Source organism: Streptoverticillium olivoreticuli subsp. olivoreticuli, assembly GCF_003391135.1.
In the GTDB taxonomy this organism is placed as follows: domain Bacteria; phylum Actinomycetota; class Actinomycetes; order Streptomycetales; family Streptomycetaceae; genus Streptomyces; species Streptomyces blastmyceticus.
Map to the genome: position 1 here is coordinate 8,084,001 of NZ_CP031455.1, position 25,602 is coordinate 8,109,602.

Genomic DNA, 25,602 nt, shown 5'->3' on the forward strand with positions numbered 1-25,602 from the left:
TCATCACAGATCAACCGCTGGAAAGGCAGAACGACACCATGGGTATCATCGGCTGGATCATCCTGGGGCTGTTGGCCGGAGCGATCGCGAAGATCCTGCTGCCGGGCCGGGACCCCGGCGGCCTGATCGGCACCACCCTCATCGGCATCGCCGGAGCGTTCATCGGCGGCTGGCTGTCCGCCAAGTTCCTGCACAAGCCGATCAGCAACCACTTCTTCGACGCCGCCACCTGGGGCTCGGCGATCGCCGGCTCGCTGGTGCTGCTGATCGGATACCGCATCTTCTTCGGCAACTCACGTGACTGAAGCGTCAATTGCTCTCCGCTCGCCGGTTGATCAAGTGGTATAGGACATTCCGGAATCCGTGCTCAATTCGGGAACGGTGTCCTTGATCGCTCGGATTGAACATGGATACAGTCGCGATCAAGCGCCAGGGGGTGGCGTAACGGGGATCTGAATCCTGCTGGTACATCCGGCAGTTGGGTGGTGTGCTCGCATCCGTCCGGTATTTCCCGTGTGCGCATTCACTGCTCCCTGAGCTGCAAGGTCAGCGAGAGGGAGGTGAATTGAATGGTGAACAACGAGCGTATGGAGAGCCGTGAGCTCCAGGCCTACGAGGCCCCGGAGATGTTTGAGTGCGGCTCTTTCCAGGAGGAGACCGGAATGCTCGGCACCGCGGGTCAGGAGCCCTTCGTGCCCGCTCTCCACACCCACTGGGGCTGGTAGGAGCGCTCTGAATTGCAAGGCCCGATAAAGGAGGTCGAAGTGGTCGGTGTCGGGACGCCATATTTCGTGGTTCTGCCGGACCATGAAACCGCGACCGCAGCGGCCGACCGGCTTCCCCCAGGTGCCGCGCAGATCATGACGCACCGGTCCGGCCGGCCCTGGGTGGCCGGCCGGCTGGCCCCGGGGCAGATTCTCCTGGCCGAACACGGCGACACCCGGCTCGCCGTCATCGGCCAGTGCTCGGCGAGTGCCGCCGAACTCACCGCGACGGCCGCCAAGGTCCACGAGCCGCACCATCTGGACCGCCTGGGCACCGACTGGGCCGGCAGCTTTCACCTGATCGCTCTGATCGACGGCCGTGTGCACATCCAGGGCAGTGCTTCCGGGCTGCGCCGGGTCTTCCACGGCCGCCTCGGCGCCCTGAACCTCGCCGCCGACCGGGCCGACACACTGGCCGCCCTGCTCGACGCCCCGTTCGACCGGTCCGCACTGGCCCTGCGCCTGCTCGTCTCCGTACCTCACCCGCTGACGGACCGGACGCCATGGCAGAACGTCACGGCAGTCCCCCCGGGCTCGCGCCTGACGCTCTCCTCCGACGGTCGGCAGCAGGCCGTGACCCCCTGGTGGCGGGCCCCGGAGCCGGTGCTCTCCCTGGAGGACGGAGCGGCGGCGCTGCGCCAGGCGCTCGAGACGGCCGTGCGGGTGCGCAGCGACGGCGCCCGGACCATCACCGCCGATCTCTCCGGCGGCCTGGACTCCACCAGCCTCACCGTGCTGGCCGCCCGGGAGCGGGCCTCGCTGACCGTGTTCACCATGGAGAACCCGGACGAGGCCGACGAGGACCTGCGCTGGGCAAGGACGGCCGCCGCCCACCTGCCGCAGCTGAACCACATCGTCTACCCGGCCGATCGACTCCCCGGCTTCCTGGGAGGACTCGTCGGCGCGGACGGTGCGCCCCTTCCTGTGGACGTCCTCCCCGACGAGCCCTCCAGCGCGGTGGTCAGCGCCCCCCGGATGCGCGCCGCGAAGGAGATGGCCACCGCCCACGGCTCACGCCTGCACCTCGACGGGTTCGGCGGCGACCAGCTGCTGACCGGTCACCCCGGCTACGAGCACGATCTGCTGCGCAGCCGCCCGCTGCTCACCCTGAAGCGACTGCACACCCTCCATGAACTCACCGGCTTCCGGTGGAGCCCCGCGCTGCGCGACCTGCTGGACAGCCGCTCCTACCGCCACTGGCTGGCCACCGAGACCGCCGCGCTGACCCGGCGCCGGCCGCCCCGCCCGCAGAACTCGGCCTTCGCCTGGGGCGGCACTCTGCAGCTGCCCCGGTGGCTCACCCCCGAGGCCGGAGACCTGATCGCCCGGACGCTGCGGCACGCCGCCAGGACGGCGCAGCCGCTGGCCGCCGCCCGGGGCCGCCACGGCGACCTGCTGGAGATCCAGAACACCGGCCGGATGATCCGCCAGCTCCACCAGGTGGTGGCGACACCGGACTTCACCCCGGCCTCCCCCTTCCTGGACGACCAGGTCATCCACGCCTGCCTGGCCGTGCGGCCCGACGAGCGCGTCACCCCCTGGGAACTCAAACCGCTGATCAAGGCGGCCCTGGCGGACGTCCTGCCGCGCGAGCTGCTGACCCGGCGGACCAAGGGCGACGGGGCCCTGATCGCCGCCGAGGGCTTCGAGCGGCACCGGCGGGACATCGCCGGGCTCTGGGACTCCTCCGCCCTGGCCGAACTGGGGCTGATCGATCCCGAACCGCTGCGCGCGCTGTTCCGCCGCCCGTACTCCCCCCGGCTCCATGAGAGAGCCATGCCCACGACCATCGGCTGCGAGCTGTGGACCCGGGCCGCCCGGCGTGCACCGGCCGCCGCCCGCACCTGAACGGCCGCCGCCCGGGCGGAAGACCCGACCGAAAGAACATGAGAGCAAGGACGATGACACTGAGACTGCGCCCCGATGTCTCAACGGCCGACACCGAATACGGAACGGTGCTGCTGGACGGAGCGGGCGGCCGCTACTGGCAGCTCAACGGCTCGGCATCGGTCGCCTTGCGGGTCCTGCTGGAGGGCGGGACCGCGGAGCAGGCGGCCCAGCGGCTGACGGCCACGTACGACGTCGACGAGTCACGCGCCCGCGAGGACGTGGAACGCCTGCGAGTGAGGCTGATCGACGCGAAGCTGGTGCTTCGATGAGCGCGGTGGTGCCGCACCGGGTGCGCCCACGGCTCTCTCCCGGACGGCGTCTGCTCACCCTGCTCGCGGTGGCCGTCGCCGGGCGGTTGGCCCGCAGCTCGCCCGCCCGCATCCGGACCGTTCTGACCTGGCTGCGCAAGGGTGCCCGTCCGGCTGCCTACGCCGAGGTGCGCGCCGCACGGCAGGCCGTGGTCGTGGTCAGCCTGCGCTGCGCTTCCGACGAGGGCTGTCTGCAACGCTCCCTGGCCACGGTGCTGCTGTGCCGGGTTCGTGGCAGCTGGCCGGAGTGGGTCGTCGGAGTGCGCGCGCGCCCGCCGTTCGGTGCCCATGCCTGGGTGGAAGCCGAGGGCCGCATGGTCGAGGAGGAAGCGGATCCTTCCTACTTCCGCCGCCTGTTCTCGGTCCCGGCGGCGGAGCGGTAGGACACGGCCCTGCCGCCGGGTGCGCTTTTCCCGCTCAGCCCAGTGGCCGGGCGTACGTCACGAACTCCCGCTCCGTCACGAAGCCCATCCGTTCGTAGAGCCCCAGTGCCCCGGTCGGGTTGGCCGCGTCGACGACCAGTTCCGCCTTGTCGTACCCCTGGTGCCCGGCCTCGGTCAGTGTGTGCGCCAGCAGGGCGCGCGCCGCGCCCCGGCCCCGGTGGGCCGGTCGGGTGCCCAGGTGGCCGATCGTGCACGAGCGGTGCCCCGTGGCCGTGCCGTCGGCGACGTACTCGTCGGCGAGGAGGTACGCCGCGACGCGGCCGTCGGTGTCGAGCAGCAGGGCGGAGAGAGCCGCGCGGAACGAACGGTCGCCGGTGAACCAGGTCTCCCAGTCGGCTCTGTCCGTCTCGGTGTGATTCCAGTGGTCGCGAAAAGCGTCGTTGTGCGCGCTGCGGGTCGCCTCGTCGAGGGCTGCCTCGAAGGGCGCCAGGCGCAGGCCGTCAGGCACCTTCACGGCGGGCAGCCGGTCCGTGCGCAGGTCGTGCGTCATGCTGAACCAGTACCGGCGGGGCTCGAATCCGGCGTGCAGGGCCAGGGCCGCCAGCCCCGCGTTGGTGGTCGACCCGTCGACCAGCAGCTCTCCCGGCACGCCGGGGTGGCGCTCCGCCCGGATCGCGTCCGCGCGGTCGCGCATCCAGTCGACCAGCCGCGCACCGATTCCCTGCCGGCGCCAGTCCGGATGGACGGCGGCGGCCGTTCCGAAGCGGGCGATGTCCCGTACCTGCTCCGGCTCGTACACCATCGCGTACGCCACCAGCCGCGACCCCCGCCACAGGCCGGCGGTGTTGTGCGCCAGATCCAGCTTGGGGTCGGCGAGCTCATGGAGGACGTCCGCCTCGTCCTCGTGCCGGCCCGTCCTGTCGGCGCGTTCGACCTCGTCGCGCAAGGCCGCGAGGTCCCGGGCATCGGTCGTGCTGAGAGGCTTGAAGGTGATGATCACCCGACAAACAGTACAAAGACCCAAAAGGATGTGTCGAAGGAATTTTCGCCAGACCTCGCCATCCGGCGCACCGCCCGGATCATGACCACTCCTTTACGTACTGTGTAAGCGGAGGGTTGGAACGGCACAGGTGGCGAGACGGCTCTGCGGTCGTTACCTGCGTCATTTGCCCTGAGACCGTCCGCTGACGTCCACCTCAGTCCACTCTCTGTCGCCGCTGTTGGCTCCCCGTTTGGCTCCCGGCTCCGGATCGCGAAGCCTTCGTTCCGTGACTGTGCGACGGGAGACCCACCTGCCGTTCACTTGTGCCGGAGCCATGACGTGGCTGACGCCGAGCGTGTGGCGCGCGTACCGTAAGCGCGAAGGTACGGCGACGATCGCGGGAGGCTAGGCCGTGAGCGACCAGGCATGGACCATCGAATCCATCTGTGAGGCGCTGGGCAACCCCGCGCTGAGTCAGAGATTCCTTGGCGAGATCAACCGCGCCCCCGCGCACGAGCTGCTGACCGTCTTCGCCAAGTGGCGCACGATCGCGGCCGGCGTGTCCGTGGCCGCTGAGCGTGGGCGCATGCTCGCCGAAGCAGAGGCTGTCGCGGGGGAGATCCCCGGGGACTGGGTGGACATGACCGATCGCGTCCAGGCCGAGGCCGCTGCTGCACGGGGCCGAGGCGCCGCCTGATGGTCTACCGGCTCAAGTACGACTTGGCGGCCGAAGCCGTGCACGACGCTCTGCCGCCCGAAGCGAGCGAGCGGCTTTCGCTCGCGCTTGCCGCGGCATGCGATGACCCGATCGCATCGACCGAACCGTACGGTGAAGACGACGGTGTCGTACGGATGATCGTCACCGAACACGTCATCGGCGTCCTCTTAGCCCTGATCCACCGACGTGGTTTGGGGAGTGATCTTGTGACCGGTTTCGAGCCGGTTTGAGGTCGGTGGTTGGGCATGGGCAGGTTGTAGTCGCTGGTCTGCCCAGCTTTTCCACGGGTTCGGTTCCGGTTGGGCCCTGGCGGTGGGCGGGTCGGGTAGGGGCTGGTCGTGTCAGCCGGGTGGGCCGTGGACGGTGTCGAAGAGGTGTGTCCAGGCATGCTGCCAGGGCCAGTTGTGCGGCAGGTGCAGGGTGATGCGTCGTGCGGAGCGGGCGATCCGGGCCGGAACCTGGACCAGGTGGGTGCGGAGAGTGGCGGTGGTGGCCTTGGCGTGGAAGGCGGAGGCCAGTGCGCCGGCCGCCCGCAGCAGGTTGCAGGTCATCGCCCACAGGGTCAGCCAGGCGGAGTTGGCATGGAAGTGTCCCGAGGGCAGGTGGGCCAGGGCGGAGGCTTTGCTGTCGGCGATGACCTGTTCGACGACGGCGTGGTGGCGGTGTTCTTGCTCGGCCTGGAGGGTCCGGGCGGGATTGTCGGTGAAGAACGGGTGGTAGCGCCAGACGGGGAACAACTCGCCCTGCTCGCCCACGGTGGCGGGTTTGGCGAGGTCACGGACCCGGCGCACGATCAGCCGGGCCGTGACCCGCGAGGCTTTCCTGCGGCTGACGAAGGCGGCGTAGACGGGTATCTCGGCGACTTCGGCGTCCGGGATGAGGTCGCCGGTCTCCGGGTCGGGCACTGCGGTCGGGTAGGTGATCTGCTGCCAGGCGGTGTCGGGGATGCTGTGGATGGCCCGTTTGATGGAGGGGTTCATGCCGGTGGTGACCGAGAAGTGGGCGCCGGCCCGGCGGCAGGCGGCGATGACACCGGCGTTGTAGAACTGCGAGTCCGCGCGCAGGATGCGCATGCCGGTGCAGCCGGCCTCGACGGCGGTGGCCAGGGCCTCGCTGACGAGTTTCGGGGCGCCGCGGGAGTCGGCGGCTTTGCCGCGGCGCATCCGCACGGTGGCGATCACCGGCCGGGAGGCGGGGGTGCAGATCGTGGCGAGCAGGGGGTGCAGGGTGCGGATGCCTTTGAACCGGCCGTACTCGGCACCCTGCTTGGCCCGGCCGTAGACGCGTTTGTGGGTGGAATCGACATCGATGAATGCCTTCTCGTCGGAGCCGGGCAGCAGCGGGGTGTGCGCGGCCAGTTCCGCGAGGAACCTGCGGTGGACAGCGTGGAGTTGGAGGGCATGGCCATGGGTGAAGGAGCGGAGGAAGGTGCCCAGGGTGGACGGGGCACGGATCCCTCGGAACACGGTCGGCATCGCGCCGTGGCGCAGCGCGCCCAGGTCGTCGATGCTGTCGGCCCCTGCGGCCATGCCGGCCACGATGCTGGTGACCTTGGCGTCCGCCGCCGCACCCGCGCCGTTCTTCGCCCCGGTCAGCCTCACCTTCTCCGTCACCAGCCGGGGCAGACCGCACCGCCCGGCCAGTCGCATCACCGGGACCAGCCCGGCATGCGCGATCAGATTCGGGTCATCGAACACGGCGGAGACCGCCGCTGGCGTGTGGGAAACTTGCATCTCGGAAGTGCCTTGCTGATTATGCGTGCTGGAAGCCTGAAGAACTCCCATCATTGCAGGTCACAAGGCACTTTCTTGTTTTCCAAGACGTTATCCACAAGGCGTCCGGCGGTGGATCAAGGCTTAGTCGGCCAGATCACGAAGACACTCACTGTCCTCCAGCTGAGCTACACCGGCTGAACTGGACTTGGGCAACAGGCGGGCTGCGCCCGATCCTGGCCCTGGGATCTTATTATCTCGATCCACTGGCCTTGCGCTTGATCCATCGTGCGACGTCGGGCGGTTGACCTGCGGTTTCGCGTGTCATGAGCGTCGTCCGACGACAACTTCGTCGCGCATGCGTCGGGAACGAGGAAGCAGGGGTGGCCATGAGGCCACTTCCTGTGCGACTTCCGTAGCTTCTTCTTGGCTTCCTTCGCCCTCCCCTCCTTCTGGTCGGCCACTCCGGGCGGGCTCGTTATACCGAGCCGAAATGCGCCCGCGAGGCATGCGTCCCGCTGGATCCCACCACGCGTGTAAGGCGTTCGGAACGGTAATGCAGTTCCTAAAGGGCCCAAGTTGCCATCTTGTCGGCCCGGGGTGTTACTGGACGGAGAGGCTAGAAGGAGTATGGGGGTTTCGCCGATATGGTTGTAGAAAATCTCCAGTTGGCTGAAGCTGTTACATCGTGTAGGCAATTCTGGATTAGCATTGCCGGTATAGTGTTTCCCGCAGCCATCGCCATCTGGGTGGCGACTGCGTCTCTTCGTGGAAACAGGGCTATTCAGAGAGAAATGAGAGCCGAAGGGGAGTATGCTGCAGTGAGGCAGCAAGATCGACAGGATTGTAAGGAGGCGCTGCGTGAATTCTTTGATATCGCCGCAAAGCACTGGAATATTACATGCCGAATGGCCGAGGTGAAAAGTAAAGCGCGAAGGCTCGCGCTACAGTCAGAGATGGAAGAAGTCGACGAGCGGTTGTCGGCTATTCGTTCGGGAATAGATATTCTGAGCGGAGCGAGTGTGATGGATGCCATCGCGCGTTACGTAGATGCCTTGCGTGTTGAAAGGGATAATGCTTGGAATGGCCGAAAAGTAGAAAAGAGCGTGTGCGATGAACCATATGTGGCGGCCGTGGAGTGTACGCGCTCACTCCTCAGGTTCGCCGACGTGGCGCCAAATGGCGTAAAGCGGATGTAGCAACAACCTGATCTCTCCTCTGGAGTGGGGCGACTGGCGTCATCCTCAGTCTTCTGGGATCTTGTGAAGCCATCCCAGCGCCTCTGAAATCTCCAGAGACAGATCCTTGGTGTCCGCCCAGCGGTCAATGACAACAGCTGCTGCTTCCGTCGGCTCCGCCGGCAGACACCTCTCTGATAGCGCGCTCACCGTCTCCCGCATCTCCGGCGCCCAGCGCCATGACTGCGAAGCCACCTTGGGGATGTACTCAATCTCCGCGAGGTAGGTGGTTGTACGACCCTCGCCACATCGAGCAGCTCGTTCTCGACACCGTAATCCCGGGCAAGCGTGTACGAGACAGCGGCGAGTACGCGGCTCGCCTTCCGGAATGTGCTGTACGGCACAGCAAGGGCAAGGTCGCCGACCGTCCGTTGGTGCGGTCCGTGGGCCGCGAGGTTTCAGCCCTCCAGCGCCACTACGCGGTCCCGCAGTTCGTCAACTTCGCGACGCAGCTTGTCGACTTCCTGCCGCAGCTCTTCGACAGTTGTCTGGGGGGCGTTCGCTCTGGCGAGGCTCGCCGAGTCTGGCGTCAGGAAGGCGCCTGAGTAATGCCCGACCGTTGAGGCGCTGACCTGCTCTTATGTCGGTATGACTCCCTCGCGAAGAGGAACTTCGGCGGGTATTCGACAGGGGTGGAGTGCTAAACGATGGATGGTCCCGCAGCACCGCATCACGTGATGCGGTGATCTCGTGGTCGTCGTGCACGCAGGGGTGGTCCCGTGCGTTCGCCGATCACACCCGACGGGTTTCTCGTGTTCCCCTGCGCTGGGTGTTCGTCGTCTGGACTGGGCATGCGACGCTGTGAGTCTGTCGACGGACGTACAGAGGGGGAGCGCGTGTCGCAGCAGATCAGCCCTCGGGGGACCTTCCTGAAGGTCGCTGATGCGGTGAGAGCGCAGATCGAATCGGATCTGGAGATGGCGGAGCTTCCGTCCGCCGCCGAAGTCGTGCGCGCCCACGGGGTCTCGCGCGGTGTCGGGCTCCGGGCCTTCGGCGTCTTGCGGGAGGAGGGGCTAGCAAAACCGGCTCCTGGTGGCTGATGGCGAGTGGTCAGGGCCGGACAGCAGACAGACCGCCGGCCGTTGGAGAAGCGGATCGCGGGCGTCATCGCGGATGAAGAGCTTCAGGTCGGGGCGGTGTTCCCCAGCGCGTCTGCGCTGTGCGCGCGGTTCGGCGTCTAGCGGCCGACCGTGACCAAGGCCTCGGACAAGCTGCAAGCCGAGGGGCTTCTGCCCGGAAGAGCGTCAGGGGAAGTCGCGGACCGTCCGCGCTCTCCCAGACCGGGATGGGGGCTCTAGCCTTGAGCGCCATGGGATTGGCTGAGTGGGCCTACCCCCTTGCTGAATCGCTGCTTGCCAAAACGCTGTTGCGCCGATAAGCACTCGTTGGGAGTTGGCCGAGCGCGCGCGAACGATCGCTCCGCTCCTCGGTGAGGACGCCGAGCTGCTGGAGGCGGCCGCGGTACTCCATGACGTCGGCTATGCGCCCGACCTCGCCCAAACCGGCTTTCACTCGCTGGACGGAGCTCGGTATCTACGGGGTGTAGCGCACGCGGACGAGCGGTCGTGCGCCTGCTGGTGCACCACTTGTGTGCGTGGATGAAGGCGGAAGCGCGAGGGCTGCGCGACGAGTTGGAGAGCGAGTTTCCACGCGGGCGTCCGCACCTCATCGACGCGCTCTGCTACTGCGACATGAACACCACCCCGGACGGCACTGCTACGAACCCCGTTGACCGGGTGAACGAGATTGCCGGGCGCTATGGCCCCGGCAGCCTCATAGACAAGTTCATCCGCCGCCGCTGAGCCGGAGATCCTGTCGAGCACAGCGCGTGTGCTCGGGCAGCTCGCCAGCGTCGAGCATCAGCCGATATAGGGCGCTGTCCGCGTCCGGTCCATGGCGTGCTCGATCCTGAGTCGCATGGTCGGGTGGATGTCGTACGCCGACAGGTCCGCCGGATTGACCCAGCGGACCTGTGTCGTCTCGTCGCTCGTACGAACTTCCCCGCCGATCGGCCGGGCCCGAAAGCAGATGCTGAATTGCTGCCGGACCTCTCCGTCGTCGTAGGCCAAGACATGTCCCGGATCGGTGTAGATCCCGGACATGTCGATGACCTCGACCTTGATGCCGGTTTCTTCTCGGACCTCGCGCACACGGTGTCGCTGACGAATTCGCCTGCATCGTGCCCACCGCCGGGAAGTGCCCAACGGCCGTTGTCTGATCGCTGGATCATCAGCACCTGGCCCTCGTCGTTCTGCACGAATGCGACGACGGACGGCACGACCGAGTTGGCCGGCGGGGCGTCGGGGTCGTGAAGGTAATCAATGCGTCCCATGCTCAAGCTCCTGTGAAGTCGTGGTCTGTCAACCGGCGTGCTCCTCCCCAGATCTGTTCGAGGCTATTCACGTACGTGTCGAACAGTCCTCCTCCGGGCAGGCGGCGCAGGCCCCGATTCGAGGTCATCGCTCGCGTCGTCGGGTACAGCGGTACCGCCACCACAGAGAGGGTCTACCGCAAGCAGCTGCGCCCGGTGATCACGGAAGGGGCGGAAGCAATGGACGAGATCTTCGGAGGGGGCTGAAGTTGCCGAGGGAGCCCCCGCGGCCGGTGGTCCGCCAGCGCGGTGGCTCCCCTTTGGTTCCCCCTTTGGCTCCCTGGGCCCGCCCCGGATCATGACCACTCCTTTACGTACTGTTTAATTGCGACTGGTTCGCAATAGCAGCAAAACGTGAGTAAGAGGTGTGGGGCATGACGGCCCGGTCCGTACGGGGAGTGGCCGCCGCGGCCATGGCAGGGGTTCTGGCGGCAGGTGCCGCGGCGTGTTCGACGCCCGGGGGCGGGGGCGAGGACAAGGAGTCGCTGGTCGTCGGGCTCGCCAATGAGCCCGAGACGCTCAGTCCGCTGCTCGGCTACGGCAAGGACGGCAACTCCAAGATCTTCGACGGGCTGCTCCGCCGCGACGCGGACATGAAGCTCCGGCCCGCGCTCGCCGCCGCGCTGCCCGCCGTGGCCGACGACGGGAAGACGTATACCTACAAGCTCCGGCACGGGGTGAAGTTCAGCGACGGGAAGCCCTTCTCCGCCAAGGACGTGGTCTTCACCTACCGGACCATCCTCGACGAGAAGACCAACAACGCCGCCAAGGGCGAGCTCGACGCCATCGACGCGGTGACCGCCGAGGGCGACGACACGGTGGTCTTCACGCTCAAGTACCCCTACGCGCCGTTCGCCGAGCGCACCGTGTTGCCCATCGCCCCCGAGCACGCGGCGAAGGGGCAGGACGTCAACACCGGGTCGTTCAACACCGCGCCGATCGGCACGGGTCCGTACGTCCTGACCGGCTGGAGCAAGGGCGAGAAGCTGAGCTTCAAGGCCAACCCCGGCTACTGGGGCGGCGAGCCGAAGATCAAGAAGCTCACCATGGCGATCATCAAGGACGACGACGTCCGCGCCACCCGGCTGCGCTCCGGCGACCTCGACGGCGCGATCCTGCCGCCCAACCTCGCCAAGGGGTTCAAGGGCGACAAGTCCAAGCTGTCGGTCACCGCCCGGACCACCGACTTCCGCGGCGTCACCCTGCCGACGGCGAACAAGGTGACCGGCGACATCGCCGTCCGCCGCGCCCTCGACCTCGCCGTCGACCGCAAGGCCATGGTCGACAAGCTCCTCGAAGGCGCGGGCAAGGCGGGCTACGGCCCGGTGCCCACCGACAGCGAGTGGTTCGCCAAGGGCACCGAGCGCCCGTACGACCTCGACAAGGCGAAGAAGCTGCTCGACGACGCGGGCTGGAAGACCGGCGACGGCGGCATCCGGGAGAAGGACGGGCAGCGCGCGGAGTTCACCCTCTGGTTCCCCGCCGGTGACAAGCTCCGCCAGGAGCACGCCCTCGCCTTCGCCTCCGACGCCAAGAAGGCCGGCCTCAAGGTCGAGGTGCAGAGCGGCACCTGGGAGGTCATCGAACCGCGGATGAAGAACGACGCGGTCCTGGCCGGCGGCGGCAACCCCGCCGACCCGGACTTCGACCTCTACAACCTGCTCCACTCCTCGCTCGCCCTCGACGGCTTCAACAACATGGCCGCCTACGTGGACCCCGAGGTCGACAAGGCCCTGGAGGAAGGCCGCCGCAGCGGTGACAGGACCGCACGCAAGGCCGCCTACGACAAGGTCCAGCGCGGGCTCGCCGACAACCCCGGCTACACCTTCCTCACCCACGTCGACCACCTCTACGTCATGAACGACGAGTGGCAGGACATCACCACCCAGGTCGAGCCGCACGACCACGGCCTGGGCGCCGGACCGTGGTGGAACGTCGAGTCCTGGCAGCCGAAGAAGTGACCCGAGGCTCCGCCCGGCTCCCCTGGGGGCCGATGGCGCGCATGGCCGGACGGCGGCTGCTTGCCGCCGTCCCCGTGCTCGCCGCCGTCACCTTCGGCGTCTTCGCCATCGCCGCGGCCTCGCCGTTCGACCCGGCCCAGGCGTACGCCGGCTCCGCCGGACTGAGCGCGGGCCAGGGCGTCCTCGATCAGCTGCGCGAGAACCTCGGCGCCGACCGGCCGTTCGCCGTCCGCTGGTGGGACTGGATCACCGCCGCCCTCACCGGCGACCTGGGCGACTCCAGCTCGCTGCGCCAGCCCGTCGCCCAGGTCATCGGCGAACGCGTCGGCTGGTCCGTGCTCCTGTGCGCCGTCGCCTTCGCGCTGGCGCTCGCGGTGGGCACGGCGCTGGGCGTCCTCGCGGCGCGGCGCCGGGGCGGCCTGTTCGACCGGGCCGTGACCTCCGTGGCGTACGCGCTCGAAGCGGCGCCGCCCTTCTGGCTCGGGCTGCTCGCCATCTGGCTCTTCGCCCTCAAGCTCGACGCCCTGCCCGCCGGAGGCCTGACCGACACGGGCAGCGACGCGGCCACACCCGGCCAGATCGCCTCCCACGTCGTCCTGCCCGCCGTGGTGCTCGCCGTCTCCCAGCTGCCGTGGTTCGTGCTGTACGTACGCCAGGGCGTCGGCGACGCACTGGAGGAGGACCCCGTACGCGGAGCACGCGCACGTGGCCTGCGCGAACGGACCGTCCTCCTCCACCACGCCCTGCGCTCCGGGCTGTTGCCGGTTCTCACGCTCATCGGCTCGCGCGTCCCCGAACTCATCACCGGCGCGCTCCTGGTGGAGACCGTCTTCAGCTGGCCCGGCATCGCCTCCGCGACCGTGGAGGCGGCCACCAAGGTCGACTTCCCTCTGCTCGCGGCCCTGACCGTGCTCGCCACGGCCGCGGTCCTGGTGGGCAATCTGCTGTCCGACCTGCTGTACGGACTGGCCGACCCGAGAGTGGGATTCGATGGCTGAGACCGTCAGCGGTACGGCCCGGCGCGCCCCGCGCGTGCCGCGCCCGAGCGTCTCCGGCGCGCTCGTCGCGGCCGTCGTCCTCGTCGCGCTGCTCGTACCCGCGCTGGTCCCCCTGGACGAGCAGGCCGTCGACCTCGGTGCCAGGCTGCGGCCGCCGTCGTGGTCCCACCCCTTCGGCACCGACGAGGTCGGCCGCGACCTGCTGCTGCGCTGCGTCTACGGGCTGCGGGTCTCCCTGCTCGTCGGCGTCGTCGCGGCCTTCGCGGCGACGGTCGTCGGCACGGCGGTCGGCGCACTGGCCGGTGCGCTCGGCGGCTGGGCGGACCGCGTCGTGATGCGGGTCGTGGACCTGTGCTCCTCGGTGCCGCACCTGCTGCTCGGCATCTTCGTCGTGGCGATGTTCCGGCCGGGCGTCTGGCCGGTCATCGTCTCGGTCGCCTTCACCCACTGGCTGTCGACCGCCCGGATCGTCCGGGCCGAGGTGCTCTCGCTGCGCTCACGCCCGTACATCGACGCGGCCGTCGCGGGCGGCTCGTCCCGGTGGCGCGTCACCGTACGGCACCTGCTGCCGGGCGTGCTGCCCCAGGCCGGGCTCGCGGCGGTGCTCATGGTCCCGCACGCGATCTGGCACGAGTCCGCGCTGTCCTTCCTGGGCCTCGGGCTCCCCACCCACCAGGCGAGCCTCGGCAACATGGTCCAGGCCGCGCGTGGTTCGCTGCTCGCCGGTGACTGGTGGCCGACCCTCTTCCCCGGCCTGTTCATCATCGTCCCCACCCTCGCCGTCGCGGGCCTCGCGGCCACCTGGCGCGACCGGCTCAACCCCCGCCGCCGATCGGAGCCGACGCTGTGACCACGCGTTCCCCCGAAGCGCCCGAAGCGCCCGGAACGCCCGGCGGCCGGGCCGCGGGCGAGCCCGTCCTGTCCGTACGCGGGCTGTCCGTCCGCTTCCGGATGCGCACCGGCGGAGACGTCGCCGCGGTCACCGACGCCACCTTCGACGTATGGCCGGGGGAGTGCCTCGCGCTCATCGGCGAGAGCGGATGCGGCAAGTCCGTTCTCGCGTCCGCGCTGCTGGGGTTGCTGCCCGCCAACGCCCGGACCGTGGGGCAGGCGCTCCTCGCCGGGCCCGGAGGCGGCCCCGGCGACGGCCTCGACCTGCTCGCCGCCGATGAGCGCACGCTGGCCCGTACCGTACGCGGCCGCCGCATCGGACTCGTACCGCAGAGCCCGGCCGCGCATCTCACTCCCGTACGCACCGTGCGCTCGCAGCTCCACGAGACCCTGCGGGAGCTGACCGGCGTCTGGAAGGCCGGGATCGGAAAAGCCGGGACCGGAAAGGCTGGGTCCAGGAAGAGCGGGTCCAGGAAGGCCGGGCTCCGGGAGGCGGGCGAAGCCGCCGCCGCGCGCGCCGCGTTCCCCGCCGATCACCTCGACCGCCACCCGCACGAGCTCTCCGGCGGGCTCGCCCAGCGCGCGGCCACCGCGCTCGCCCTGGTCGGTGACGCCCCGCTGCTGCTCGCCGACGAGCCGACCACCGGCCTCGACCGCGACCTCGTGGACCGCACGGCCGACGAGCTGCGCCGGCACGCCGACGCCGGGCACGCCCTGCTGATGATCACGCACGACCTCGCGGCGGCGGAGCGCATCGCCGACCGCGTCGCCGTGATGTACGCGGGCCGCATCGTCGAAATCGCCGACGCCACCACGTTCTTCGGCACCCGAGGCCCCCGCCACCCCTACGCCCGCGGCCTGCTCGACGCCCTGCCCGAGCGTGCCTTCACCCCGATCCCCGGCATGCCACCCGAACTCGGCGACCTGCCGCCCGGCTGCGCCTTCGCCGCGCGCTGCCCGAAGGCGACGGACGCCTGCGGGACGGTTCCGTCCCCGGCCGACGGCGTGGCCTGCCACCACGCGGAGGAGGACCGCACGTGCTCGAACTGAGCCGGATCACCGCCGGATACGAGCGACGGGCCCCCGTCGTGCGCGACGTCTCGCTGAGCGTCGCCGCGGGGGAGGCCGTAGGGCTGCTCGGCCCCAGCGGCTGCGGCAAGTCGACCCTCGCCCGGGTCGCCGCACTGCTGCACCGGCCCTACTCGGGCACGGTCGTCATCGACGGCAGCCCCGCCCACGGCTGGCGCCACCGGGCCCCGCGCGAACAGCGCACCGCCTTCGGCGTCGTCTTCCAGCAGCCGCGCCTCTCCGCCGACCCGCGCATGAGGCTCGCCGACCTGATCGCCGAGCCGCTGCGGGCCACCGGGCGCCGCGAGGAGGCCGGTGGCAGGGTGGACGAACTGGCCCGGCGCGTCGGCCTCTCCGCCGAACTGCTGCGACGGCGGCCGCACGAGGTCAGCGACGGGCAGCTGCAACGCGCCTGCCTGGCCAGGGCCCTTGTGCTGCGCCCGCGCTGGCTGATCTGCGACGAGATGACCGCGATGCTGGACGCGTCCACGACCGCCGCTCTGGTGGCCGTGGTCGAGGAGTACCGCGAGGAGACCGGCGCGGGCCTGCTGACCGTGGGCCACGACCGCACGCTTCTCGGCCGGTGGTGCGACCGTACGGTGCGGTGGGAGGACCTGGCGGGCGCGGCGGTGACGCCCACGGCCGACTGACCGGATCGGCTACTTGCGGCTGCCCGCGCCGACCGGCTCCCGCTCGGGGGCCTCGGCCGCGGGGCGCGGAGCGGGCTTCGAGCGGCGCACCGAGGCGACGGCAACCCCGGCCAGGACCAGCAGACCGCCGAGCACCGCGCTGAGCGCCGGGATGTTGCCGAGGAACGCGGCGTCCAGGGCGAGAGCGGCGACGGGCACGGCGTACAGCACGAGGGAAGCGGTGGACGCGGTCGTCGCACGCAGCGTGCGCGACCAGGTCCAGAAGGCCATGGCCGTACAGCCCAGCCCCAGCCACAGGACAGCCAGCGTGCGGTGGGTGTCGGCGGCGGCGACCTGGCCGACGGCGTCGGGCGCCGTCGCCAGCAGCGGAACGAGGCCGAAGAGGCTGCCGTAGAAGACGCATTCCGCGCCCGAATACTTCTTGAGCAGCGGCTTCTGGAACGCGAACGACGTCGCCTGGGTGGCGGCCGCGAGGAGGACCATCAGCGCCCCCGTGAGGGAACCGCTTCCGCTGCCCGACGTGACCGCGACCAGCAGCGCACCGCACAGGGCGAGGCCCAGACCGGCCAGCCCCCGCCGTCCGGGACGGTCACCGAGGAACGCCATGCCCAGGACGGTCGTGAAGACCGGGGAAGCGGCGATCAGCATGGCCGCGGTGCCCGCTTCCACGCTCTGCTCGCCGGCGCACAGCAGCACTTGGTACGCGGTCATGCCGGTGAGCCCGAAGGCCGCCATGCGCAGGGCGTCCCCGCGCTTGAGGGGGCCTATGCGCTTGAGCGCCAGGCACGGCAGGAGCAGCACCACGGTGATGGCGATGCGCATGAGCGCGATCGTGGTGGGCGAATAGTCCGGCAGCGCGATACGGATCGCGGTGAACGCCGATCCCCACAGCACCGCCGTGGCCGCCATCGGAAGCCATGGGGTTGCCGCACGCTGTGCCGCCGTCATGGAAAACACCACCAGCTCGGTCAGGGACTGAAAGGGACTGAGCTGTCAAATTAACAACGGCGGATCTATAAGGCAAATAATGAATTCTATCCGAAACCAAAAGGCATCCTTTGATTGCTTGCGAATTCAGCGCCTCCGGACCAACGGGAACGGCAAGGTCTCGCGAATGGAGAGCCCGGTCAGGAACATCACCAGCCGGTCCACGCCGATCCCCAGCCCGCCCGTCGGCGGCATCGCGTACTCCAGGGCCCGCAGGAAGTCCTCGTCCAGCTCCATCGCCTCGGGGTCGCCGCCCGCGGCCAGCAGCGACTGCGCGGTCAGCCTGCGACGCTGCTCGATGGGGTCGATCAGCTCCGAGTACGCCGTCCCCAGCTCGGTGCCGAACGCCACCAGGTCCCAGCGCTCGGCCAGCCGCGGATCGGCGCGGTGTGGCCGGGTCAGGGGCGAGACGTCGGTGGGGAAGTCCTTGTAGAACACGGGCAGCCCGGTCCGCTCCTCGACCAGCCGCTCGTACATCTCCAGCAGGATGTCCCCCCGCCGGTCGTCCGGCTTGTGCGGCACTCCCGCGGCGTCGCAGTGCCGTCGCAGCACCGCAACGGGCGTATCGGCGTCGATCTCCTCACCGAGAGCCTCCGCCACCGAGCCGTGGACGGTCTTCACCGGCCACAGGCCCGAGATGTCGTGCTCGACGAGCTTCCCCTCGCCGTCCGCGCGCAGAATGACCGCCCTGCCGTGGGCGGCGACGGCGGCGCCCTGGATCAGCTCGCGCGTCAGGTCCAGCATCACGTCGTAGTCGGCGAACGCCTGATAGGCCTCCAGCATCGTGAATTCGGGATTGTGCTTGTACGAGACGCCCTCGTTGCGGAAGGTGCGGCCCATTTCGAAGACCTTCTCCATGCCGCCCACGCACAGCCGCTTCAGATAGAGCTCGGGCGCGATCCGCAGATACAGATCGAGGTCGTAGGCGTTGATATGGGTGGTGAAGGGCCGGGCGTTGGCGCCGCCGTGGACCTGCTGGAGCATCGGCGTCTCGACCTCCAGATAGCCGCGGTCGAGCAGCCCCTGGCGGAGCGCCTGCACCGTGGCGCTGCGGGCCCGTACGGTCTGCCGGGCCTCCGGCGAGACCGCCAGGTCCACATAGCGCATCCGCACCCGTGCCTCCGGATCGCTCAGGCCGTGGCGCTTGTCGGGCAGCGGGCGCAGACACTTGGCGATCATCCGGCTCCGGGTCACGAACACGGTCGGCTCGCCGCGGGCGGTGGTGCCCACCTCGCCCTCCGCCTCGATGTGGTCGCCGAGGTCGACATGGGTGACGAAGCGCCGCAGGCACTCGGCCCCCGAGTCGTCGCGTGTGAAGGCCAGTTGAAGATCGCCGGACCAGTCGCGGAGGACGGCGAACGCGATGCCGCCGTGATTGCGGACGAGCAGCACCCGCCCCGCCACGGTCACCCGCTCGCCCGTACGGGACGAGGGCGCGAGCCCCGAGTGCGCCGCTCTCAGGGCGGCGAGGGTGTGGGTGCGCCGGGCGTCGACCGGATACGGGTCGACGCCCGCCTCCCGCAGCCGCTCCAGCTTCTGCCGCCGGACCCGCACCTGCTCGGGAAGGCCCGCGAGCTCGTCCCGCTGCACCGCGCCGCCGGCCTCGCCGCCTTCGAAGCCGAGCTCCGAGAGCGAGGGCAGCCCCGCGGTGGAGGCGGGACTCGCGATGCCCCGGGCCCGCCCCCGCCCCCACAGCTTGCCCAGACTGGGCACGGCCACGAAGCCCTCGGCGATCCCGGAGGCCAGCCCGATCCGGGCGAGGGCCCCGGCGTCCGCGTAACACAGGAACCGCGGATGCCACTCGGGGTTGTACTTGACGTTGGACCGGTAGAGCGCCTCCAACTGCCACCACTTGGAGAAAAACAGCAACAACTTGCGCCACAACCGCAGCACCGGCCCCGCACCGATCCGCGCGCCCTCCTCGAAGGCGGAGCGGAAGACCGCGAAGTTCAACGAGATGTGCTTGACGCCGAACCGCCCCGCCTGCGCGCACAGCTGGGCGACCATGAACTCCATGACCCCGTTGGGCGCCGCCCGGTCGCGGCGCATCACATCCAGCGAGACACCGTCACGGCCCCAGGGAACGAACGACAGCAGCGCGATCATCTTCCCCTCGCTGTCGAACGCCTCGACCAACAGGCAGTCACCGTCGGCCGGATCGCCCAGGCGCCCCAGCGCCATCGAGAAACCCCGCTCGGTCTCGGTGTCCCGCCACGCGTCCGCCCGCCCGATGACCTCGCCCATCTCCTCGTCGGAGAGCGCCGAGTGCCGCCGGATCCGCGTGGTCGCGCCCGTGCGCTCCACCCGGTTGACGGCCTGCCGGGTCACCCGCATCTCCCGGCCGTCGAGATCGAACGCGGCCACCTGGAGGATCGCCTCGTCACCCAGCTGGAGCGCCCCGAGCCCCGACCGCGCGTACGCCTTGGCCCCCGCCTCACTGGCCCCCATCACGGCCGGCTGCCAGCCGTACCGCCCCGCGAGCTCCAGCCAGGCGTCGATCGCCGGGGTCCATGCCTCGGGGTCCCCGAGCGGGTCGGCCGAGGCCAGACAGACGCCCGCCTCCACCCGGTAGGTCACCGCGGACTTGCCGCTGGGCGAGAAGACGACGGCCTTGTCACGGCGGGTCGCGAAATACCCCAGGGAGTCCAGTCCGCCGTAACGGCCGAGGAGCGCCCGGATGCGCGGCTCCTCGTCGCCGTGCAGCGCCGCCTCCAGCCGCTGCGAACGGAAGAGCGTCATGGCCGCGTTGAGCAGCGCCAGCGCGCCGAGCAGACCGAGCAGGAAATACAGCCAGTGCGGTGGATGCCCGGTGAAGTGCCGGCCGCTGACCAGACCACCGCACACCTTGTTGGCCACGAACAGCAGCCGGTTGCCGCCGCCGCGCTCCAGCGAGCCAGGGAAGGCCGACACCAGACCCCAGCCCACCGCAATGGCCACGGCCAGCCCCGCCACCAGCACCAGCAGGGCCCGCAGGAACGCCCCGCGCCGCGACGCCGCGTAGAACTCCCGCCTGGCCAGGATCAGCAGGGCCATCGCCGCGACACACAGCACCAGGGACGGGATCGTGTCCCAGTAGCCCACCGCCAGCAGCAGCGCGTCCGCGATCAGCAGCAGGGAGAGATAGCCGAGGACGAACCAGAGGGTGACGCGCTTGCGGGCCGCCATCGCCGTGGCGAGCAGCAGCAGGAAGACGGCGTAGGCCAGGTTCGGCGCGGTGGGCACGGTCAGCGTGTCCAGGGCGTCGGTCAGCGGGCGCGCCGCACGCCGCAGCGGAACGACCAGCGAGGTGACCGCGCAGAAGACCCCGAGCAGGCCGAAGAACACCGCGAACCCATTGGGGACCCGGTGCAGCAGCCGCTGCCAGGCGGAGCCCCGCCCCTCGCTGCTGTCCCGGCCTCCGGCCCCCGCGGTGGCGGGCGGCGCCACCGCGTGCTCGCTGTCCGGGGCTGTACGGCTCATTCCGTCAGCCTAGGCAAGGCGCGGCACACCTGCCCGCCGAGCGCCTGCCCACCGGGCCTCCGGGTGCCCGGACCCCGGGCGTACGGGAGCTCACCCGCGCGCTGCCCGTACGAGCGCTGGGCATCCTCATCCGGGCCGCGCATGCGGTGACGGCCCCTCCCGGCGAGGGATCCGAGCCCGTCCCGTTCATCTCCGGCCGCCCTCCCCGGCATCCGGACGACGGTCTGCCGGTGTCACTTTCGCTTGCGCCGAGCCTGTCCCCGCGATGGCACCCGCGCCCCCGGCCGGGCCGACTCATACCCGATTGGAGTACATGCTTTTCGCAGGTCGACAACGGGCGATGAGCCAGACTGGCGGACAATCCACTCCGCCGAGGAGGCTCACCATGGCTATCTCGATCTCCGTGGTCGTACTGCTTCTGATCATGGCGGTGGTGTTTCTCCGCAGCGGCGCGCTGCGGGTCTCCCACGCGATGGTCTGCGTTCTGCTCGGATTCCTCCTTTCCAGCACGAGCATCGCGCCCACCCTTGCCCACGGGCTGTCGGCCACCACGACGTTCGTCAGCGGCGTACGACCCTGACGCCCCGGCCGTCACTCCTGCCGGTCCGACCGGCCATGGCCGGGGGCATCGAGGCCGTACCTCCTCGCGGATCTCCTCCGTCGCCTTACGTCACGCGGCCGGTGATGCCGTTCTCCGTGATTCCGTTCTTGCGACCGGGCGTCGTTACACGCGCCCGATCTCGACGTCCTCCAGTACACCGAGCGCGTCCGGCACCAGGATGGCCGCCGAGAAATAGGCGCTCACGAGATAGGACGAGACCGCCTGCTCGCTGATGCCCATGAACCGCACATTGAGGCTGGGCTGATACTCGTCCGGGATGCCGGTCTGGTGGAGGCCCACCACGCCCTCGTTCTCCTCGCCGGTGCGCATCGCGAGGATCGAGCTGGTGCCCGATTCGCTCACCGGGATCTTGTTGCACGGCAGCAGCGGCACGCCGCGCCAGGAGCGCACAGCCGATCCCAGGACCTCGATGTTCTTCGGGTAGAGGCCACGGCTGCTGCACTCCCTGCCGAAGGCCGCGATGGTGCGCGGGTGCGCCAGCAGATACTGCGTCTTACGGCGCCGCGACAGCAGCTCGTCGAGGTCGTCGGGGGTCGGCGGCCCACTGCGGGTGTGCAGACGCTGGCCGAGGTCGGCGTTGTGGAGCAGGCCGAACTCGCTGTTGTTGACGATCTCGTGTTCCTGGCGCTCGCGCAGGGCTTCGATGGTCAGGCGCAGCTGCTGCTCGACCTGGTTCATCGGGTCGTTGTAGAGGTCGGCGACGCGGGTGTGCACCCGCAGGACCGTCTGGGCCACGCTCAGTTCGTACTCACGAGGCGAGAGTTCGTAATCGACGAAGGTGCCCGGGATGACCGGCTCCCCGGTGTGGCCCGAGGCGACGGAGATATCGGCCTCACCGCGCTTGTTCTGCGCCGGCTGGGGGCGGGAGGCGAAGCCCGCGACGTGGTCGCGCAGCGCCTCCGAGCGGTCGGCCAGCTCCTGGAAGGCCTGGAGGGGGAGCGCCAGGACCGTGCAGCGCGTGACGGCCGTGACGGTGAACGGCCAGGTGCCGTCCGGCTCCAGCGGCACGCGCTCGCCGAAGTAGTCCCCGTCGGCCAGCACCCCGAGCACCGTCTCGTCCCCGTATTTGCCGGGACCCGTCTTGTTGAGCTTGCCGTGCGCGATCAGGAAGACCTGATCGGCCGGGCTGCCCGCCTGGACGAGGGTGTCTCCCGCCGCGTACTGCCGCTGGACGAATCCGCCCGCCAGCGCCTCCAGCACGGTGCTGTCCTCGAAGCCCCGGAGCAGGGGAAGTTCGCCCAGCTCCGGTGGGATGACCCGGACTTCCGCGCCGGTCGAGATGAACTCGACCCTGCCGTCCCCGACGGTGTAGCTCAACCGCCTGTTCACCCGGTAGGTGCCCGCGGACACCTGGACCCATGGCAGCACGCGCAGAAGCCAGCGGGAGGAGATCCCCTGCATCTGCGGTACGGACTTCGTCGTGGTGGCGAGCTGCCGTGCCGCGGGAGTGCCGAGGCTCAGCTGTGACTGGCCCGGCTGCTCACCAGGTACGGACTCCACTGACGTGGTCATGGTTGGTCATCACCCATCTGTTGCGGTATCTGGCGTGGTTGCGCTGTCCGGCGCGAAACGTGTGCTGAGGTGCCGGGGCATCCGAATCCGGCCCCGGTCCGGATTCAGTGCCCGATTTCGACGTTCTCGAGAATTCCCAGGGCGTCGGGAACGAGGACGGCGGCGGAGTAGTAGGCGCTCACGAGATAGGAGATGATGGCCTGCTCGCTGATTCCCATGAACCGCACCGAGAGGCTCGGGCGATACTCGTCGGGAATTCCCGTCCGGTGGAGACCGACGACCCCCTGGGATTCCTCCCCGGTACGCATCACCAGAATGGAGCTGGTGCCCCCGTCGGAGACCGGGATCTTGTTGCACGGGAAAATCGGGACGCCGCGCCAGGCGGGCAGCGAGTGCCCGTTCACATCCACGCTGTCGGGATAGACGCCCCTGCTGTTGAACTCGCGGCCGATCGCCGCGATCGCGCGTGGGTGCGCCAGGAGGAACGCGGGGTCCTTCCACACGGTGGCCAGGAGCTCGTCGAGGTCGTCGGGGGTGGGCGGGCCGGTGCGGGTGTGGATGCGCTGCTTGAGGTCGGCGTTGTGGAGCAGCCCGAAGGCGCGGTTGTTCACCAGTTCGTGTTCCTGGCGCTCGCGCAGGGCTTCGATGGTCAGGCGCAGCTGCTGCTCGACCTGGTTCATCGGCTCGTTGTAGAGGTCCGCGACGCGGGTGTGCACCCGCAGGACCGTCTGGGCCACACTCAGCTCGTACTCGCGCGGTGTGAGCTCGTAGTCGGCGAAGACGCCCGGCAGCGACGGCTCGCCGGTGTGTCCCGAAGCGACGTCGATGGCCGATTCACCGTGCTCGTTGTGCGGGAGGTCGGCGGTGGCATGGAAGGCCGCGACGTGGGCGCGCAGCTCGTCGGAGGTGCCGAGCAGCTCCTGGAACGCCTGGCGGGGCAGGGTCAGCACCGTGCAGGCGGTGACGGCCCTGGCGGTGAAGTCCCAGGTCTGCTCCTCGTCCGCCGCGACCGCCTGGTCGCCGAAATATCCGCCGTCGGCCAGCACGCCCAGCACGGCCGGGTCGCCGTACTCGCCCTCGCGCACCTTGTCGATCTTGCCGTGGGCGATCAGGACCACCTGGTCGGCCGGCTGCCCGGCCTCCACCAGCAGCTCGCCGGGCTGGAACTCGCGCTGGGTGAAGCGGCCCGCCAGGGCTTCGAGGGTCGCCGGATGCGTGAAGCCCCGCAACAGCGGCAGCTCGCCCAGCTCGGCGGGGATGACCCGGACCTCCGCGCCGGTGGAGACGAACTCCACGCCGTCGCCCAGTGTGTGTGTAAGACGGCGGTTGACCCGGTAGGAACCGCCGGGGACGTGGACCCACGGCAGCAGGCGCAGCAGCCACCGTGAGGTGATGCCCTGCATCTGCGGCACGGTCTTCGTCGTGGTCGCCAGATTGCGCGCGGCCGCGGTGCCCAGGCTCAGGGGGCCGCTACCGTTATTGCCCGCGGTATCGGTCTCCACTGATGTCGTCATAATGCGAATGCCCACCCATCCATTGCGAAATGCCCGTTGCGGACCCGACGATTGCTTTTCCGCTGCTTTTTCGCTCGTGCACCTTCGAAGCTAGCAGCGGGAATCGGCTGACGCAGTCACTCACATGGGTGGATTGATCGACGATGTTAAGTTCGGATAAAAATGCCGATGCCGTTGGCGACGGCCCGTTCACCCCCGCCCGAAGGGTGATTGCGCACCGTCGTGCGCCTCGCGTCCGGGTCGCGGGTGACCAGGGTGCTCGACCCCCCGCCGTCCAGGTTCACCGCGTCGTCCGCTCCGAGGTCCCGCATGAGATCGGCCAGTTCGGCGACGGTCATGCCCGAGCGGTACTCGCTGCCGCCGTCCAGGGCCAGGAGGAAGAAGCGCTGCCCGTCCTCGCCCATGCCCGCGGAGGTCCGCACCGCCGACGTCGAACGGTTCAGCCCCGCCAGCGGTCTGCCGTCACGCAGCACCGGGAAGCCGCCGATGGCGAAGCGGAGCGCCCCGCGCGCCGCCGGCTCCAGCCGCTCCTCGACCTTCACCGTGTCGCCGACCCGCAGCTTGCGCAGCTCCTTCGCGCCCGCGTCGCGCCCCACCAGGACCACGGAACCGGACGGGATCGCACCGCGCCCAGGGGTCTTGGCCACCTCCGTCACCCGGTCGCGCCGCACGGTCAGTTCATAGGTGTCGGCGCTGCACGGAGCGGCCCGGTTGGTGTCCGTTCCGCACGTCGCCCGACGTCGCGAGGCCGTCCCCCACTCGTGGGTGAACGCCCCGATGCCGCCCACCGGCAGGGCGTACTGATTCAGACCGCGCAACGCCAGCTTCCTGCCCTTGGCCCTCACCGTCCCCGCCAGGGTGAGGCGGTCCAGCCTGGCCGTGCCGTCCGTCCCGACGCCGATGACGTCCCGGGTCGTCACGCCCGGCGGCATCGACGGCCCGAAGCGCTGGCCGTTCGGCACCGCCGCGCCCAGCCGGCCGCCCCTCGCGATGGACGGCCCCACCGGGGCGCCGGTCGCCTCGACCCCCGGGTGCTGGGACTCGGTGATGTTGAAGAAGTCGCCGTTGATCCCGCCGACCGCACCGCCGCGGTCGACCATGCGGGACACGGTGGCCCGCGCGGCGACCGACCCCGGATACAGCAGGTCGAGAGAGACCCCCGGCTCGCGCAGGTCGACGGTCAGCAGATGCCCGTGCGCCGGCCCGTGCGAAGCCGTCAGGGCGAAGTCCCGGTACTCCACCCCCGGCGCCACAGGGGCGAGCGCGCCCAACCTCAGTGCCTGCCGTGCGCTCGTATCCGCCGGGTCGGCCCAGGCGGTGCCTCCTCCCACCAGCGACGTCCATGCCACCAGAACCGTCAGCACCGCGCGCACGCGGTTTCCGCATCCGATCACAGTCTCCCCAGAGGTCCCGTCAACTCTGGCACGATGCAAGAGAGTTCACCATGCCCCGAAAGAACGACAGGGAACGCGCCGAAGTCGACACGGGCAACTCTTGCCACATCCCTGCCCTTTGGCCCTGTGTGCCCGGATACTCGCAGGAGACAGCTCGTGCGGGCCGCCGGCACCGCCCGC

Annotated in this window: 24 protein-coding genes and 2 pseudogenes; 17 read left to right on the top strand and 9 right to left on the bottom strand. The window is 69.7% G+C overall.

Features of this window, described 5'->3' with window-relative positions:
- Positions 1-38: 38 nt before the first annotated feature.
- From DXZ73_RS35105 to DXZ73_RS35120, 5 genes are all read left to right on the top strand, one after another.
- Entirely contained in the window at positions 39-305 is a 267-nt protein-coding gene (locus DXZ73_RS35105) for a GlsB/YeaQ/YmgE family stress response membrane protein (RefSeq protein ID WP_116214969.1), read from the top strand.
- Positions 306-569: 264 nt separating this feature from the next.
- Entirely contained in the window at positions 570-725 is a 156-nt protein-coding gene (locus DXZ73_RS38545) for a hypothetical protein (protein WP_162890451.1), read from the top strand.
- A 135-nt stretch (positions 726-860) separates the two neighbouring features.
- The gene (locus DXZ73_RS35110) at positions 861-2,612 is read left to right on the top strand and encodes an asparagine synthase-related protein (protein WP_162890452.1); all 1,752 of its coding nucleotides are present in this window, start codon (positions 861-863) and stop codon (positions 2,610-2,612) included.
- Positions 2,613-2,665: 53 nt separating this feature from the next.
- Positions 2,666-2,923 (top strand): lasso peptide biosynthesis PqqD family chaperone, encoded by a 258-nt coding sequence (locus DXZ73_RS35115; RefSeq protein ID WP_116214971.1) that lies wholly within the window; start codon positions 2,666-2,668, stop codon positions 2,921-2,923.
- Positions 2,920-3,345 carry a lasso peptide biosynthesis B2 protein gene (locus DXZ73_RS35120; protein ID WP_116214972.1) on the top strand — a complete coding sequence of 142 codons (426 nt, stop codon included), beginning with the start codon at positions 2,920-2,922 and terminating at the stop codon, positions 3,343-3,345. Before DXZ73_RS35115 ends, DXZ73_RS35120 begins: the two co-directional genes overlap by 4 nt.
- Before the next feature lie 34 nt (positions 3,346-3,379).
- On the opposite strand, the gene DXZ73_RS35125 is transcribed toward DXZ73_RS35120, so the two are convergent.
- Positions 3,380-4,345 (bottom strand): GNAT family N-acetyltransferase, encoded by a 966-nt coding sequence (locus DXZ73_RS35125; protein ID WP_116214973.1) that lies wholly within the window; start codon positions 4,343-4,345, stop codon positions 3,380-3,382.
- Between the two features lie 394 nt (positions 4,346-4,739).
- Between DXZ73_RS35125 and DXZ73_RS35130 the strand changes: the two genes are divergently transcribed.
- Positions 4,740-5,024, top strand: coding sequence for a hypothetical protein (locus DXZ73_RS35130; protein ID WP_116214974.1), 285 nt, complete (start codon positions 4,740-4,742; stop codon positions 5,022-5,024).
- The gene (locus DXZ73_RS35135) at positions 5,024-5,275 is read left to right on the top strand and encodes a hypothetical protein (protein ID WP_116214975.1); all 252 of its coding nucleotides are present in this window, start codon (positions 5,024-5,026) and stop codon (positions 5,273-5,275) included. The genes DXZ73_RS35130 and DXZ73_RS35135 overlap by 1 nt, the downstream gene beginning before the upstream one ends.
- A 111-nt stretch (positions 5,276-5,386) precedes the next feature.
- Here the strand turns inward: DXZ73_RS35135 and DXZ73_RS35140 are convergent, their stop codons facing one another.
- Positions 5,387-6,778, bottom strand: a complete 1,392-nt coding sequence (locus DXZ73_RS35140; protein ID WP_116209103.1) for an IS1380 family transposase — start codon at positions 6,776-6,778, stop codon at positions 5,387-5,389.
- Positions 6,779-7,578: 800 nt separating this feature from the next.
- On the opposite strand from DXZ73_RS35140, the gene DXZ73_RS38550 reads away from it, so the two are divergent.
- Complete coding sequence (locus DXZ73_RS38550) at positions 7,579-7,956, top strand: hypothetical protein (protein ID WP_162890453.1); 378 nt, start codon at positions 7,579-7,581, stop codon at positions 7,954-7,956.
- Between the two features lie 45 nt (positions 7,957-8,001).
- Here DXZ73_RS38550 and DXZ73_RS40320 read toward each other — a convergent pair whose 3' ends face one another.
- Complete coding sequence (locus tag DXZ73_RS40320) at positions 8,002-8,157, bottom strand: hypothetical protein (RefSeq protein WP_338059165.1); 156 nt, start codon at positions 8,155-8,157, stop codon at positions 8,002-8,004.
- A 68-nt stretch (positions 8,158-8,225) separates the two neighbouring features.
- Here DXZ73_RS40320 and DXZ73_RS39790 point away from each other — a divergent pair, with 68 nt between their 5' ends.
- The 3 genes and pseudogenes from DXZ73_RS39790 to DXZ73_RS40710 all read left to right on the top strand — a co-directional run bounded on the left by DXZ73_RS39790 (position 8,226) and on the right by DXZ73_RS40710 (position 9,867).
- Complete coding sequence (locus DXZ73_RS39790; RefSeq protein ID WP_162889884.1) at positions 8,226-8,540, top strand: hypothetical protein; 315 nt, start codon at positions 8,226-8,228, stop codon at positions 8,538-8,540.
- A gap of 291 nt (positions 8,541-8,831) precedes the next feature.
- Positions 8,832-9,035: a hypothetical protein gene (locus tag DXZ73_RS39795; RefSeq protein WP_240351630.1), complete on the top strand. Its 204-nt coding sequence runs from the start codon at positions 8,832-8,834 to the stop codon at positions 9,033-9,035.
- A gap of 269 nt (positions 9,036-9,304) precedes the next feature.
- Positions 9,305-9,867 (top strand): annotated as a pseudogene (locus DXZ73_RS40710) (HD domain-containing protein).
- Here DXZ73_RS40710 and DXZ73_RS35160 read toward each other — a convergent pair.
- Positions 9,855-10,327 (bottom strand): annotated as a pseudogene (locus DXZ73_RS35160) (NUDIX domain-containing protein). The pseudogenes DXZ73_RS40710 and DXZ73_RS35160 sit on opposite strands and share 13 nt — an antisense overlap.
- Before the next feature lie 413 nt (positions 10,328-10,740).
- Here DXZ73_RS35160 and DXZ73_RS35175 point away from each other — a divergent pair.
- The 5 genes from DXZ73_RS35175 to DXZ73_RS35195 are packed head-to-tail and all read left to right on the top strand — an operon-like array spanning position 10,741 to position 15,934.
- Positions 10,741-12,327, top strand: coding sequence for an ABC transporter substrate-binding protein (locus DXZ73_RS35175; protein WP_116214976.1), 1,587 nt, complete (start codon positions 10,741-10,743; stop codon positions 12,325-12,327).
- Between the two features lie 41 nt (positions 12,328-12,368).
- Positions 12,369-13,325: an ABC transporter permease gene (locus DXZ73_RS35180; RefSeq protein WP_205519401.1), complete on the top strand. Its 957-nt coding sequence runs from the start codon at positions 12,369-12,371 to the stop codon at positions 13,323-13,325.
- The gene (locus DXZ73_RS35185) at positions 13,318-14,175 is read left to right on the top strand and encodes an ABC transporter permease (RefSeq protein ID WP_116214978.1); all 858 of its coding nucleotides are present in this window, start codon (positions 13,318-13,320) and stop codon (positions 14,173-14,175) included. Before DXZ73_RS35180 ends, DXZ73_RS35185 begins: the two co-directional genes overlap by 8 nt.
- Positions 14,172-15,266, top strand: coding sequence for an ABC transporter ATP-binding protein (locus DXZ73_RS35190; RefSeq protein WP_240351633.1), 1,095 nt, complete (start codon positions 14,172-14,174; stop codon positions 15,264-15,266). Before DXZ73_RS35185 ends, DXZ73_RS35190 begins: the two co-directional genes overlap by 4 nt.
- Positions 15,254-15,934: an ABC transporter ATP-binding protein gene (locus DXZ73_RS35195; protein ID WP_116214979.1), complete on the top strand. Its 681-nt coding sequence runs from the start codon at positions 15,254-15,256 to the stop codon at positions 15,932-15,934. Before DXZ73_RS35190 ends, DXZ73_RS35195 begins: the two co-directional genes overlap by 13 nt.
- 9 nt (positions 15,935-15,943) lie before the next feature.
- Here the strand turns inward: DXZ73_RS35195 and DXZ73_RS35200 are convergent, their stop codons facing one another.
- A complete protein-coding gene (locus tag DXZ73_RS35200; protein ID WP_240351634.1) occupies positions 15,944-16,882 on the bottom strand; it encodes a DMT family transporter in 939 nt (312 codons plus the stop codon).
- A 126-nt stretch (positions 16,883-17,008) separates the two neighbouring features.
- On the bottom strand, positions 17,009-20,380 hold the full coding sequence (gene lysX, locus DXZ73_RS35205) for a bifunctional lysylphosphatidylglycerol synthetase/lysine--tRNA ligase LysX (protein ID WP_116214981.1): 3,372 nt from the start codon (positions 20,378-20,380) through the stop codon (positions 17,009-17,011).
- 385 nt (positions 20,381-20,765) lie between these two features.
- Between lysX and DXZ73_RS35210 the strand changes: the two genes are divergently transcribed.
- Complete coding sequence (locus DXZ73_RS35210) at positions 20,766-20,960, top strand: hypothetical protein (RefSeq protein ID WP_116214982.1); 195 nt, start codon at positions 20,766-20,768, stop codon at positions 20,958-20,960.
- Positions 20,961-21,104: 144 nt separating this feature from the next.
- Here DXZ73_RS35210 and DXZ73_RS35215 read toward each other — a convergent pair whose 3' ends face one another.
- The 3 genes from DXZ73_RS35215 to DXZ73_RS35225 all read right to left on the bottom strand — a co-directional run bounded on the left by DXZ73_RS35215 (position 21,105) and on the right by DXZ73_RS35225 (position 25,401).
- A complete protein-coding gene (locus DXZ73_RS35215; RefSeq protein ID WP_116214983.1) occupies positions 21,105-22,514 on the bottom strand; it encodes a family 2B encapsulin nanocompartment shell protein in 1,410 nt (469 codons plus the stop codon).
- Positions 22,515-22,618: 104 nt separating this feature from the next.
- Positions 22,619-24,028, bottom strand: a complete 1,410-nt coding sequence (locus tag DXZ73_RS35220; RefSeq protein ID WP_116214984.1) for a family 2B encapsulin nanocompartment shell protein — start codon at positions 24,026-24,028, stop codon at positions 22,619-22,621.
- Positions 24,029-24,174: 146 nt separating this feature from the next.
- Positions 24,175-25,401: a phosphodiester glycosidase family protein gene (locus DXZ73_RS35225; protein ID WP_116214985.1), complete on the bottom strand. Its 1,227-nt coding sequence runs from the start codon at positions 25,399-25,401 to the stop codon at positions 24,175-24,177.
- Positions 25,402-25,602: the final 201 nt, after the last annotated feature.